Consider the following 12917-nt stretch of genomic DNA (forward strand, 5'->3'; position numbering starts at 1 on the left):
CCAAGCCTTAAGACGGACGCAACCCGCGTTCCAGCCAGAGGCGGCTGGCCATGGTCACCAGGCCGTCGAGCAGCAATGCCAGCAGTGCGGTGCATGCCGCACCGAGCAGCAGTTGCGGCTGGTTGTTCAGGGCGATGCCGGGGAAGATCAGGCTGCCCAGGCTGTTGGCGCCGATCAGGAACGCCAGCGGTGCGGTGCCGACGTTGATCGCCAGGGCCACACGCACGCCACCGATGATGATCGGCACGGCGTTGGGCAACTCCACGCGAAACAGCACCTGACGTGGCGTCATGCCGATGCCGGTGGCGGCTTCTCTCAGCGAGCCTTGAACGTTTTTGAGGCCTTCGTAAGTGTTGCGCACGATGGGCAGGAGGGAGGCGAGGAATAGCGCGAAGATCGCCGGGCCGCTGCCGATGCCGAGGACGCCGAGGGCGATGGCCAGTACGGCCAGGGGAGGGACGGTGTTGCCGATGTTGAAGATCTGCATGAAGCGTTCTGCACGCCCGACCATGTTCGGTCGGCTGAGCAGGATGCCGGCGGGAAGGCCCACAATCAGGGCGGCCAGCATGGAAACTAAAACCAGAATTAGATGAGCTTGCAGGTAAAACAACAAATCGTCGCGGTACAGTTCGATCGTGTTGATACCGATCCAGTGGACCAGCAGGGCCAGGAGCGCGACGACAACCGCGCCTCCTATCAGCCCTTTGCCATAGCGAATAGCCACAGGCGGACTCCTTTTTTTCTTTTGTCGGCGAACACATTCTCCGGTGGCAATGCCATGGCTGGCTGCCTCTGAATGAGTTCGCGAAAAGCAGCTCGCCGATACTGGCAACGCAGTATGCGATCGAGCCATGAGCGCAGCCTCGTCAGGCTAACTTGCTGATTTTTCGGCCCCTGTTCCGAGTGCGATAGCAGGGGAGTGGACGTCTCTACCTTTTAAAAGGTTCCACACTTGGGAGCATTTAGCCACCCCCAATGGGCTCAACGGTGGTCTGTAACCCTGGGTTTGCGCTATACTCGCCGCCCTTTTTTGACTCACCTGCCAGGCGATTTCCCATGACCCACCAGGCCGCCGAAGTCGCGAAACGCCGCACTTTCGCTATTATTTCTCACCCCGATGCCGGTAAAACCACCATCACCGAAAAGCTCCTGCTGATGGGCAAGGCAATCGCGGTGGCCGGCACGGTGAAATCCCGCAAATCCGACCGCCATGCGACATCCGACTGGATGGAGATGGAGAAACAACGGGGTATTTCCATTACCACGTCGGTCATGCAGTTCCCGTATCGCGACCACATGGTCAACCTGCTCGACACCCCGGGCCACGAAGACTTCTCCGAAGACACCTACCGCACCCTCACTGCGGTGGACTCAGCGCTGATGGTCCTCGACGGCGGTAAAGGCGTCGAGCCACGCACCATCGCGTTGATGGATGTGTGCCGTTTGCGCGACACGCCGATTGTCAGCTTCATCAACAAACTCGACCGCGATATCCGTGACCCCATCGAGCTGCTGGATGAAATCGAAGCCGTCCTGAAGATCAAGGCCGCGCCGATCACCTGGCCGATTGGTTGCTACCGCGACTTCAAGGGCGTGTACCACCTGGCCGACGACTACATCATTGTCTACACCGCCGGCCACGGGCACGAACGCACCGATGTGAAAATCATCGAGAAGCTCGACTCCGACGAAGCCCGCGCCCACCTGGGCGACGAGTACGACCGCTTTGTCGACCAGCTCGAACTGGTACAGGGCGCCTGCCATGAGTTCAACCAGCAGGAGTTCCTCGACGGTCAACTGACTCCGGTGTTCTTCGGGACGGCCTTGGGCAACTTCGGCGTCGACCACGTACTCGACGCCGTCGTGAACTGGGCGCCAAAGCCCCTTGCCCGTGTTGCCAACGAGCGCACCGTGGAACCGGTCGAAGAAAAATTCACCGGCTTCGTGTTCAAGATCCAGGCGAACATGGACCCCAAGCACCGCGACCGCATCGCCTTCATGCGCATCTGCTCCGGCCGCTACGAAAAAGGCATGAAGATGCGCCACGTGCGCACCGGCAAGGACGTGCGCATCGGCGATGCCCTGACGTTCTTCTCCTCCGAGCGTGAACAGCTCGAAGAAGCCTACGCCGGCGACATCATCGGCCTGCACAACCACGGCACCATCCAGATCGGCGACACCTTCACTGAAGGCGAAGCACTGGGCTTCACCGGCATCCCGCACTTCGCCCCGGAACTGTTCCGCCGCGTACGCCTGCGCGACCCGCTCAAATCCAAGCAACTGCGCCAGGGCTTGCAACAGTTGGCCGAAGAAGGCGCCACCCAGGTGTTCTTCCCCGAGCGCAGCAACGACATCATCCTCGGCGCCGTGGGTGTGCTGCAGTTCGACGTGGTCGCCAGCCGCCTGAAAGAGGAATACAAGGTTGAGTGCTCCTACGAGCCGATCACCGTGTACTCCGCGCGCTGGATCGATTGCAGCGATAAGAAGAAGTTGGAAGAGTTTTCCAACAAAGCGGTGGAAAACCTGGCGATCGACGGCGGTGGTCACCTGACTTACCTGGCGCCGACCCGGGTCAACCTGGCGCTGATGGAAGAGCGCTGGCCGGATGTGAAGTTCAGGGCGACGCGTGAGCACCATTAAGGGCTGAGCGGTAAAGAACAGGGCGAAGCTGTGATGGCTTCGCCCTTTTTTATGCCTGCTGCAAAGCCAAAATGTGGGAGGGGGCACACTGTAGGAGCGAGCTTGCTCGCGAAAAACGTCCAGGCAACGCGTTCATTCTGGATAAACGCGGGGGCCCTGAGTTCTTCGCGAGCAAGCTCGCTCCTACAGTATTGAGGGCTTGCCCCCTCCCGCATTTGATCTTCATAACGCCATGAATTGGCGAGAACCCGGCTTCGGGTCTAGCGTTTACCCACCGACTGTAAAGGAGACTACCGTGCGAAATGCTCAACGCGTCATCCCTCTGGTGTTGCTGGCCATCCTGGGAGTGACGGCCCTTCCGGCATTGGCCGACGCCGGGGCGCCCCAGTGGAAAGACACCGGCCCGGTCACCAAGAAAAAGCAGAACGAGGTCAACTCGGGCAGCTGGAAACCGCAGCCCCAGCCCACAGATGTCAAAGATCCGGAAAACCCCATCAATGAAGGGGAAGACAGTGTGACCTTCGACGACGGCGAAACTTGATTCCCTCTCAGGGTCACAGCGATTCCTGGCATGGCATGCAAAAGGGCGAAGCTGTCATGGCTTCGCCCTTTATTGCGTTTAGGAAATGACGGTGAGTTACGGTAGGTTTTGCCCCACTCGCAACAGTTTCAATGCCAGTTGGGTGCCCGCCTGGATGTATTCAACTTGTGCATACATCGCATCTTTTACATAGGCTTCCCCCAAGTCTGTAACTTCCTGCAATGCAGCATACTCGGCACTCAGGTACAGCAAATGCATGGAGATATCCATCGAGTTCTGAAACGATTTAAGCGTGTTATTTGGCCCTAATTCGTCAATGACCTTCTGCCAGCGAAGGTCGGCTTCGGCTTGGAGTGTCTTGTATTCGGCCAATGAAACCTCATCATCGGCATAGATGTCGTTAAGAAGGGTTTCCAGGGATTTGGAGATAGAAAGCTTTTCGCGGATTACAGTCATGAGATAGCCCGTTTGCTAATGAGGAGAGGCGGACATTCTTAATCAGGCTTTATGGAATTAGAAGCGCGTTATGGTTGTTTTTTAGTTGCTGTTACATATTTAAGAAGTTTTCTTTTTGGCTTGAAGTTAGAGCGTGGAAGTCGTGTGGGAAGTTTGTAATTGTCTGGGTGGAAAACTGCCGCGACGATTCGGACGAAGGCGACAGCCAGACAGAGGCCGTGCGCAAAAAGAAGCCCCTCCCGCCCGGCTGATGCGCAACCTGACGGGAAGGGCTGTAGAACTCAGACTTTGATCGTTCCCACGCTCCGCGTGGGAATGCATCCCTGACGCTCCGCGTCACCTCAACGGCGGGACGCGGAGCGTCCTAGGCGGCATTCCCACGCGCAGCGTGGGAACGATCGTCAGGCCACGAACTGCTCCGCATAGTGGCAAGCCACCTGGCGATTATCCAACGGCCGCAACAGCGGCTCCTCGGTGCTGCAGCGTGCCGTCGCGTACGGGCAGCGCTTGTGAAAGGCGCAACCCGACGGCGGGTTCAGCGGGTTGGGCAGCTCGCCGACGATCTTGATCTTCGGCTTGTTCGGGTCCGGGTGGATGGTCGGCGTGGCCGACAGCAGCGCCTGGGTGTATGGGTGCAAGGGGCGGGCGTAGATGTCTTCCTTGGGGCCCACTTCCACCGGGCGGCCGAGGTACATCACCATCACGTCATCGGCAACGTGTTGCACCACGGCCAGGTTGTGGGAGATGAACACGTAGGCCGTGTTGAATTCCTGCTGCAGGTCCATGAACAGGTTGAGTACCTGGGCCTGGATCGACACGTCCAGTGCCGAGGTCGGTTCATCCGCCACCAGAACTTTGGGTTGCAGCATCATCGCCCGGGCCAGGGCGATACGCTGGCGCTGGCCACCGGAGAACATGTGCGGGTAGCGCTGATAATGCTCAGGGCGCAGGCCCACTTGCTTCATCATCGCCTGCACTTTCTCGCGGCGTTCGGCGGCGGACAGGTTGGTGTTGATCAGCAGCGGCTCGCCTAGCTGATCACCGACTTTCTGCCGTGGGTTCAACGAGGCGTACGGGCTCTGGAACACCATCTGCACGTCTTTGCGCAATTGTTTGCGCTGGGCCTTGTCGGCGCCGGCCACTTCCTGGCCGGCGATTTTAAGGGAGCCGGATGACGGCTCTTCGATCAGCGTGAGGGCGCGGGCCAGGGTGGACTTGCCGCAACCCGACTCGCCCACGACGGCAAGGGTCTTGCCGGCTTCCAGTTCGAAAGACACACCATTGAGGGCACGCACCGTAGCGTGGCCCTTGAACAGGCCACGGGACACTTCGTAGTGACGGGTCAGGTCGCGGGCGGTAAGAACGACGGCCATTACGCCACCTCCTGGTTCAAGGGGTAGAAGCAGCGCGCAAGGCTGTTGGTTTTCGGGTCGAGCGCAGGGCGCTCGGTACGGCAGTTCTCACGCACATACGGGCAGCGCGGCGATAGCAGGCAACCTTGCGGGCGGTCGTAACGGCCGGGCACGATACCCGGCAGCGTGGCCAGGCGTGTGGCGCCCAGGCTGTGCTCGGGGATCGCCTTGAGCAGCGCTTCGCTGTAAGGGTGCGCTGGAATGTCGAACAGTTGCGGGACCTGGCCGACTTCAACGGCCTGGCCGGCATACATCACGCACACGCGCTGGGCGGTTTCAGCCACCACCGCGAGGTCGTGAGTGATCAGCACCAGGCCCATGTTCTGCTCTTTTTGCAGGGCCAGCAGCAGGTCCATGATCTGCGCTTGAATCGTGACGTCCAACGCGGTGGTCGGTTCGTCGGCGATCAGCAGTTTGGGCTCGCCGGCAATCGCCATGGCGATGGCCACGCGCTGGCTCATACCGCCGGAGAGTTGGTGCGGGTAGGCATCCATACGGCTGGAAGCGCCAGGGATTTCCACTTTTTCCAACAGTTCGATGGCGCGCTTGCGCGCTTGCTTGCCGGACATTTTCAGGTGCAGGCGCAGCACTTCTTCAATCTGGAACCCCACGGTGTAGCTGGGGTTCAGCGCGGTCATCGGGTCCTGGAACACCATCGCCAGGTCTTTGCCGACGATCTGACGACGCTGACGGTTGCTCAGCTTGAGCATGTCCTTGCCGTCGAAGTTCAGGGCATCGGCAGTGACGATGCCGGGGTGCTCGATCAGGCCCATCAGCGCCATCATGGTCACGGATTTACCCGAGCCCGACTCGCCAACGATTGCCAGGACTTCGCCCTTGTCGACGGTAATGTCGAGGCCATCGACCACTGGCACGGCGGTCTCGTCGCCGAAGCGAACGTTGAGATTCTTGATTTCTAACAGTGACATGGGAATCTCCTCAGGCGGCGTTCTTGAGTTTCGGGTCCAGCGCGTCGCGCAGGCCGTCACCCATCAAGTTGATTGCCAGCACGCTGAGCAAAATGGTCAAGCCCGGCAAGCTCACTACCCACCAGGCGCGTTCGATGTAGTCGCGGGCCGATGCCAGCATGGTGCCCCACTCCGGCGTTGGCGGTTGTACGCCAAGGCCGAGGAAGCCCAGGGCGGCGGCATCGAGGATCGCCGACGAGAAACTCAAGGTGGCCTGCACGATCAGCGGCGCCATGCAGTTGGGCAGCACGGTGATGAACATCAGGCGGGGCAGGCCGGCACCGGCCAGGCGCGCGGCGGTCACGTAGTCGCGGTTCAGTTCGCCCATCACCGCAGCGCGGGTCAGACGCACGTAGGACGGCAGCGACACAATGGCGATGGCGATCACGGTGTTGATCAGGCCAGGGCCGAGGATGGCGACAATCGCCACGGCCAGCAGCAGCGATGGCAGGGCCAGCATGATGTCCATCAAGCGCATGATGGTCGGGCCCAGCAGGCGCGGGAAGAACCCGGCGAACAGGCCGAGCAGGATACCCGGGATCAGCGACATCACCACGGAGGACAAGCCGATCAACAACGACAGGCGCGAACCCTGGATCAGGCGCGAGAGCAAATCCCGGCCCAGTTCATCGGTGCCCAGCAGGAATTGGATCTGCCCGCCTTCCAGCCATGACGGCGGAGTGAGCAGGAAGTCGCGGTATTGCTCGCTCGGGTTATGCGGTGCAACCCAAGGGGCGAAGATCGCGCAGAACACGATCAGCAACATGAACAGCAGGCCGGCAACCGCGCCTTTGTTCTTGGAGAAGGCTTGCCAGAATTCTTTGTACGGAGACGGGTACAGCAGGCTCTGATCGACTGCTGACACTGGAGTAGAGGTAGTCATGGTCATGATCTCAGCGCTGGTGACGGATGCGTGGGTTGGCGAAGCCGTAGAGGATGTCCACCACGAAGTTCACCAGGATCACCAGGCAGGCGATCAACAGAATGCCGTTTTGCACCACCGGGTAGTCCCGCGCGCCAATGGCTTCGATCAGCCATTTGCCGATGCCGGGCCACGAGAAGATGGTTTCGGTCAGTACCGCACCGGCCAGCAACGTGCCGACTTGCAGGCCTACCACGGTCAATACCGGGATCAGCGCATTGCGCAGTCCGTGCACGAACACCACGCGCGCCGGCGACAGGCCCTTGGCCTTGGCGGTCCGGATGTAGTCTTCGCGCAGCACTTCGAGCATCGACGAACGGGTCATCCGCGCAATCACCGCCAGCGGGATGGTGCCCAGCACGATGGCTGGCAGGATCAGGTGGTGCAGGGCGTCCCAGAACGCGTCCGGCTCGTCGGCCAGCAAGGTATCGATGAGCATGAAGCCGGTGCGCGGCTCGATGTCGTAGAGCAGGTCGATACGCCCGGAAACCGGGGTCCAGCCCAGGCTTACCGAGAAGAACATGATCAGGATCAGGCCCCACCAGAAGATCGGCATCGAATATCCCGCCAGGGAGATGCCCATCACCCCATGGTCGAACAGGGACCCTCGTTTCAAGGCCGCGATCACCCCGGCCAACAGGCCCAGGATACCGGCGAACAGCAGGGCGGCGATGGACAGTTCCAGGGTCGCCGGAAAGAGTGCGGTGAACTCGGTCCACACGCTGGTGCGGGTACGCAGCGATTCGCCAAGATCGCCCTGGGCGAGCTTGCCGACGTAATCCAGGTATTGCGCATACAACGGCTTGTTAAGGCCAAGGCGCTCCATTGCCTGGGCATGCATTTCGGGGTCAACCCGCCGCTCGCCCATCATGACTTCTACGGGGTCGCCTGGAATCATGCGAATCAACGCAAAGGTCAGCAACGTGATGCCGAAGAACGTGGGGATCAATAACCCCAGTCGGCGGGCAATAAAACTAAACATCTTGGTGTGTACCTCAATCAGCCGGTTAGGCAGGTTCGGCGCCGTCAGGGTCGACGGCGCCGAGCGTTTTTCTTATTTACTTCACCTGGGTGGTGGCGAAGTTATTAGTCCCCAGAGGGCTTTGGGTGAAGCCTTCTACGTTCTTGCGCATGGCGGTGAACAGTTTCGGATAAGCCATGGGGAGCCATGGTTGGTCCTTGTCGAAAACGTCCTGTGCTTGTTCATAGAGTGCAGCGCGCTGGGCGGGTTCAGCGGTGGCGCGCGCTTTGTCGATCAAGTCTTGAAACTCTTTGTTACACCAGCGCGCGTAGTTTTCGCCGTTTTTCGCTGCATCGCAACTCAGGTTTGGCGTCAGGAAGTTGTCAGGGTCGCCGTTATCACCGACCCAGCCAGCCGATACCATGTCGTGCTCGCCGTTTTTAGCGCGCTTGAGCATCTCGCCCCATTCCATGACTTTGATATTCACCTTCAGGCCGATCTGCGCCAGATCCGCCTGCATGCGCTGGGCGCCGAGCATCGGGTTGGGATTGGTCGGGCCGCCGCCGTTACGCGTGAACAGGGTGAATTCAGTGCCTTCCGGCACGCCTGCTTCCTTGAGCAGGGCGCGAGCCTTGTCCAGATCGCGGGGCGGGTTCTTCAGTTTGTCGCTGAAACCCAGCAAGGTCGGCGGATAAGGACCAGTCCCCACCACCGCATTGCCTTTGCCGAACAGCGCTTCGGTGTAGCCGGCCTTGTCGAACGCGATATTGATCGCGTGACGCACCCGCGCATCGCTCATGTATTTGTGGGTCGTGTTCAAGGCGGTGTAACTGGTGGTCATCGCCGCCAGCTCATCGACTTTCAGGTTTGGGTCTTTCTTGATGCTTGGAATGTCATCCGGCTTGGGGGACAGTGCGATCTGACATTCGTTGGCCTTGAGCTTCTGCAGGCGCACGTTGTTATCGGTGCTGATCGCCAAGATCAGCGGGTCGACTGCCGGTTTGCCACGGAAGTAGTCGGGGTTGGCCTTGAAGCGCGCCTGGGCATCTTTCTGATACCGGGTGAAGATGAACGGGCCAGTGCCGATAGGCTTGGCGTTGAGGTCTTCGGTCTTGCCGGATTTGAGCAACTGGTCGGCGTATTCCTTCGAATGGATTGAAGAGAATGCCATGCCCAGGTCGGCCAGGAAGGGTGCTTCAGGACGCGTCAGGGTAAAGACAACGGTGTAGTCGTCGGTCTTCTCTACGCTCTTGAGCAGTTCCTTGAAGCCCATGCTTTCGAAATACGGGTAGCCCACGAGGGACTTTTTATGCCACGGGTGATTCGGGTCCAGCTGACGCTGGAAACTCCAAAGCACGTCGTCGGCGTTCAGGTTGCGCGTGGGTTTGAAATAGTCGGTGGTGTGGAACTTGATGTCGTCACGCAGGTGGAACGTGTAGGTCAGGCCATCGGCGCTGATTTGCGGCAGGTCCTTGGCCAGGGCCGGGACCACTTCGGTGGTGCCGGGCTTGAAATCCACCAGGCGGTTGAACATGGTTTCCGCAGCGGCGTCAGCGGTCACGGCGGTGGTATACAGGACCGGGTCAAAACCTTCCGGGCTGGCTTCGGTGCAGACCACCAGCGGTTTGGCCGATACGCCGATCGCCACGCTCAGCAGCGCAGCGGCCATGGCAGCTTGTAACGGGAGCATTTTCATTCAGAGCCCTCTGCAATCGATGGAGCCAGAAACGCGTAGGCGGCGAGCTCGTCCTGAGCCCGCCGCCTGCCTGGCGCTAATTAAAGAATGTTGAACGGAATGGTGGTGACCAGACGGAATTCCTTGATGCTGCCGTCGGACTGGAACTCGCTGCCACGGTGCTCAACATAGGTTGCGCGCACGGTAGTGGCTTTGAGTGGGCCGCTCTGCAGGGCATAAGAGGCGCCTACACCGTATTCCTGGTGCTTCTCGCCGTCCTGGGACTGAATGCCGTCGTAGGCGAACTTGGCCCGGCCGTTGTTGCCGGTGTAGTGGGTGCCGTCGATGTCCCAGCCGCGCGCCGAGTAGGCGTTGAACTTCAGGCCTGGCACGCCGTATTCGGCCATGTTGATGGCGTAGGCGATCTGGAAGGACTTCTCGTTCGGGCCGTTGAAGTCCGAGGTCAGGGAGTTGGCCAGGTAGATGCCGTTGGTTTCGTGCAGGTAGTCGAAGTACTCGTTACCGTTCACTTGCTGGTAAGCGAAGGTCAGGCTGTGTGCCTGGTGAGTCAGGCCCAGGGACAGGGAGAAGGTATCGTTGTCGATTTCCCCCATCTCTTTTTTGCCTTCATCGACCGTCTTGTAGTAGTTGAAACCGGTGGTCAGGCCCAGTTGCTTGGCGTCGCCCAGTTCGTGGGTAGCACCGAAGTAGTACTGGTTCCAGAAGTCCTTCACGTTGGCGGCGAAGAAGCTGGTCTTCAGGCTTTTCAGCGGCTGGTAGTTCACACCCAGGGTGGAGACTTTGTCGGTTTCTGCGCCATTGCCGTATTCGCTGCGGAATTTCGACAGGCTCTGTTCGCTACGCGGTGACACGCGATCGAAGACACCGCCCTGGAACGACAGGTTGCTGAACTCTTCGCTGTTGAAGCTCACACCCTGGAAGCTGGAAGGCAGCGCACGGTTACCGATGGTATCGACGATGCCGCTGCTGAAGTTCTGGCGACCGGCGGTCAAGGTGGTGTTGGACACACGGAACTGCACGTTGGCCAGGCCCAGTTTGCTCCACTGATCTACAGCGTCGCCGTTGGAATCGGCCAGGGTGCGGTTGGAGCCGCCTTTGATGTCACGCTTGCTGCGGTCCAACACCAGCGCGTTGTACACCGCCACTTCGGTCTTGACGCCAACAGTGCCCTGGGTGAAACCCGAGCTGGCGTTGAGGATGGTGCCCTGTACCCAGTTGGTACGGTTGCGGTCGGTACGGGTTTCGCCGTGCTTCTGGTAAGCGAAGGTGCCCCCACGGTATTTGCTTTCATGGGAGTACCAGTTACGCGTGGTACCGCCCAGGCTGAAATCTTCGATAAAGCCTTTGGCCTCGCTTTGCGCGCTGGTGCCGGCCAGGGTGGTAGGAACGAAGTCCTGGCTCTGCGTTTCAGCGTAGGCGGTGGCCGTGATGCTGCTGATGGCCAGGGCCAGAAGCGCTTTGCTGCTCAGTTTCATGGGTGAAGCTCCTTTGGTTCTCTTTTTTATGCCGGTCTTTTTAGGTGAACCGGCTATTGGGTGTGTAACTCGTTCAAGCTATTGCAAACGTTTGGCGTAGGAAAAATCCCAACAAAAGGCTGCACGTTTGCCGAAAGGCCGCCAGGCCCTTCGCCATCCGGTTATTTTCTTATGGGGTGATACTGACGCCCGAGAACACGTTGCGGCCGAAGGGGCTCACCTTGAAGCCTTCGACTTTGGCGCTCAACGGCTGGTTGACCGTCGAGTGGGCGACTGGCGTGATCGGCACCTGCTGCTTGAGCAGTTGCTGCGCCTGTTTGTACAGAACAGTCCTTTGTTCGCGGTCGGTCACGACCTTGGCTTGCTTGATCAGCTTGTCGTACGCCGGGTCACACCACATGGAGTAGTTGTTCCCGCCGATGGCGTCGCAGCTGTAGAGGGTGCCCAGCCAGTTGTCCGGGTCACCGTTGTCACCGGTCCAGCCGATCAGGCTGACATCGTGCTCGCCGTTCTTGGTGCGCTTGATGTATTCGCCCCATTCGTAGCTGACGATCTTCACTTTCAGGCCGATCTTGGCCCAATCGTTCTGCAGCATTTCCGCCATCAGCTTGGCGTTGGGGTTGTACGGCCGTTGCACCGGCATCGCCCATAGGGTGATCTCGGTGCCTTCCTTCACGCCGGCGGCCTTGAGCAGTTCCTTGGCTTTTTCCGGGTTGTAGGCGGCGTCCTTGATGCTGTCGTCGTAGGACCACTGGGTCGGCGGCATGGCGTTGACCGCCAGTTGCCCGGCGCCCTGGTACACCGCATTGAGGATGCTCTGCTTGTTCACCGCCATGTCCAGCGCCTGGCGCACTTCGAGCTGGTCGAAGGGCTTGTGGCGCACGTTGTAGGCGATGTAGCCAAGGTTGAAGCCGGGCTTGGTCAGCAGTTGCAGGTTCGGGTCGGCCTTGAGTGCGTCGACGTCGGCGGGACGCGGGTGCAGGGTGACCTGGCATTCGCCGGCCTTGAGCTTCTGCACGCGCACCGAGGCGTCGGTATTGATGGCGAAGATCAATTGGTCGAGCTTGACCTTGCTGGGGTCCCAATACTGTTTGTTGGCCACATAGCGAATCTGCGAGTCTTTCTGATAACGCTGGAACACGAACGGGCCAGTGCCGATGGGCTTCTGGTTGATATCGCTGGGTTTGCCTTCCTTGAGCAATTGCTCGGCATACTCGGCCGAGAGGATTGCGGCGAAGCTCATGGCGATGTTTTGCACGAATGCGGCATCCACCGTATTCAGGGTGATCACCACGGTGTGCGGGTCGGTTTTTTCGACCTTGGCAATGTTCTTGTTCAGGCTCATGCCGTTGAAGTACGGAAACTCGGTGGGGTAGGCCTTGCGGAACGGGTGGTCAGGGTCAAGCATGCGGTTGAACGTGAACAGCACGTCGTCGGCGTTGAAGTCGCGTGTCGGCTTGAACTCCTTGTTGCTGTGGAACTTCACGCCTTCGCGCAGATGAAAGGTGTAGGTCAGCCCGTCTTCGGAAATATCCCACTTGGTTGCCAGCCCAGGCACTACGTCAGTCGCACCTTTTTCGAACTCGACAAGACGGTTGTATAACGGCTCAGCGGCATCGTTGTCGGTGGCGGTGGTGTATTGCGCCGTGTCAAAGCCCGCCGGGCTGCCCTCGGAGCAGAACACCAGGCTCTTCTTTTCGGCGGCCTGAGCCGTGGTGGCCACAGCCAGCAGGCTGGCGGCAAACATTGCGGATAGAACGGTGGTATGGCGCATGACGATTCCGATCCTTGTGTGTAGTTATCAACAGCGAGCAATCCCTCAGGCCTGTAGCCAAGGGGACATCAC

Annotated in this window: 11 protein-coding genes; 2 read left to right on the forward strand and 9 right to left on the reverse strand. The window is 59.7% G+C overall.

Annotated features, from left to right (window positions below; all coding sequences use genetic code 11):
* Window positions 1–7: 7 nt before the first annotated feature.
* The gene (locus C4J91_RS04595) at window positions 8–724 is read right to left on the reverse strand and encodes an ABC transporter permease (protein WP_124361266.1); all 717 of its coding nucleotides are present in this window, start codon (window positions 722–724) and stop codon (window positions 8–10) included.
* Window positions 725–1056: 332 nt separating this feature from the next.
* On the opposite strand from C4J91_RS04595, the gene C4J91_RS04600 reads away from it, so the two are divergent.
* Both C4J91_RS04600 and C4J91_RS04605 read left to right on the forward strand, forming a co-directional pair.
* Complete coding sequence (locus C4J91_RS04600; RefSeq protein WP_073524000.1) at window positions 1057–2640, forward strand: peptide chain release factor 3; 1584 nt, start codon at window positions 1057–1059, stop codon at window positions 2638–2640.
* A gap of 295 nt (window positions 2641–2935) precedes the next feature.
* A complete protein-coding gene (locus tag C4J91_RS04605) occupies window positions 2936–3181 on the forward strand; it encodes a hypothetical protein (RefSeq protein ID WP_124361267.1) in 246 nt (81 codons plus the stop codon).
* A 96-nt stretch (window positions 3182–3277) separates the two neighbouring features.
* Here C4J91_RS04605 and C4J91_RS04610 read toward each other — a convergent pair whose 3' ends face one another.
* From C4J91_RS04610 to C4J91_RS04645, 8 genes are all read right to left on the reverse strand, one after another.
* A complete protein-coding gene (locus C4J91_RS04610; protein WP_124361268.1) occupies window positions 3278–3637 on the reverse strand; it encodes a hypothetical protein in 360 nt (119 codons plus the stop codon).
* 401 nt (window positions 3638–4038) lie between these two features.
* Window positions 4039–5010 carry a peptide ABC transporter ATP-binding protein gene (locus C4J91_RS04615; RefSeq protein ID WP_124361269.1) on the reverse strand — a complete coding sequence of 324 codons (972 nt, stop codon included), beginning with the start codon at window positions 5008–5010 and terminating at the stop codon, window positions 4039–4041.
* Entirely contained in the window at window positions 5010–5978 is a 969-nt protein-coding gene (locus C4J91_RS04620) for an ABC transporter ATP-binding protein (protein ID WP_124361270.1), read from the reverse strand. The genes C4J91_RS04615 and C4J91_RS04620 overlap by 1 nt, the downstream gene beginning before the upstream one ends.
* 10 nt (window positions 5979–5988) lie before the next feature.
* Window positions 5989–6900 (reverse strand): ABC transporter permease subunit, encoded by a 912-nt coding sequence (locus C4J91_RS04625; RefSeq protein ID WP_057724524.1) that lies wholly within the window; start codon window positions 6898–6900, stop codon window positions 5989–5991.
* 10 nt (window positions 6901–6910) lie between these two features.
* The gene (locus C4J91_RS04630) at window positions 6911–7921 is read right to left on the reverse strand and encodes an ABC transporter permease subunit (RefSeq protein ID WP_124361271.1); all 1011 of its coding nucleotides are present in this window, start codon (window positions 7919–7921) and stop codon (window positions 6911–6913) included.
* A gap of 76 nt (window positions 7922–7997) precedes the next feature.
* Window positions 7998–9596 carry an ABC transporter substrate-binding protein gene (locus C4J91_RS04635; RefSeq protein WP_124361272.1) on the reverse strand — a complete coding sequence of 533 codons (1599 nt, stop codon included), beginning with the start codon at window positions 9594–9596 and terminating at the stop codon, window positions 7998–8000.
* Between the two features lie 80 nt (window positions 9597–9676).
* Window positions 9677–11071 carry an OprD family outer membrane porin gene (locus tag C4J91_RS04640; protein WP_124361273.1) on the reverse strand — a complete coding sequence of 465 codons (1395 nt, stop codon included), beginning with the start codon at window positions 11069–11071 and terminating at the stop codon, window positions 9677–9679.
* 169 nt (window positions 11072–11240) lie between these two features.
* Entirely contained in the window at window positions 11241–12845 is a 1605-nt protein-coding gene (locus C4J91_RS04645; RefSeq protein ID WP_124361274.1) for an ABC transporter substrate-binding protein, read from the reverse strand.
* Window positions 12846–12917: the final 72 nt, after the last annotated feature.

It is taken from the genome of Pseudomonas sp. R3-52-08 (assembly GCF_003851745.1).
In the GTDB taxonomy this organism is placed as follows: domain Bacteria; phylum Pseudomonadota; class Gammaproteobacteria; order Pseudomonadales; family Pseudomonadaceae; genus Aquipseudomonas.

Bases quoted from the DNA above. Each gene is read 5' to 3' on its own strand.
- C4J91_RS04610 (WP_124361268.1), bottom strand. From the start codon at position 3,637: ATGACTGTAATCCGCGAAAAGCTTTCTATCTCCAAATCCCTGGAAACC.
- C4J91_RS04615 (WP_124361269.1), bottom strand. From the start codon at position 5,010: ATGGCCGTCGTTCTTACCGCCCGCGACCTGACCCGTCACTACGAAGTG.
- C4J91_RS04635 (WP_124361272.1), bottom strand. From the start codon at position 9,596: ATGAAAATGCTCCCGTTACAAGCTGCCATGGCCGCTGCGCTGCTGAGC.
- C4J91_RS04640 (WP_124361273.1), bottom strand. From the start codon at position 11,071: ATGAAACTGAGCAGCAAAGCGCTTCTGGCCCTGGCCATCAGCAGCATC.
- C4J91_RS04625 (WP_057724524.1), bottom strand. From the start codon at position 6,900: ATGACTACCTCTACTCCAGTGTCAGCAGTCGATCAGAGCCTGCTGTAC.
- C4J91_RS04630 (WP_124361271.1), bottom strand. From the start codon at position 7,921: ATGTTTAGTTTTATTGCCCGCCGACTGGGGTTATTGATCCCCACGTTC.
- C4J91_RS04600 (WP_073524000.1), top strand. From the start codon at position 1,057: ATGACCCACCAGGCCGCCGAAGTCGCGAAACGCCGCACTTTCGCTATT.
- C4J91_RS04620 (WP_124361270.1), bottom strand. From the start codon at position 5,978: ATGTCACTGTTAGAAATCAAGAATCTCAACGTTCGCTTCGGCGACGAG.
- C4J91_RS04645 (WP_124361274.1), bottom strand. From the start codon at position 12,845: ATGCGCCATACCACCGTTCTATCCGCAATGTTTGCCGCCAGCCTGCTG.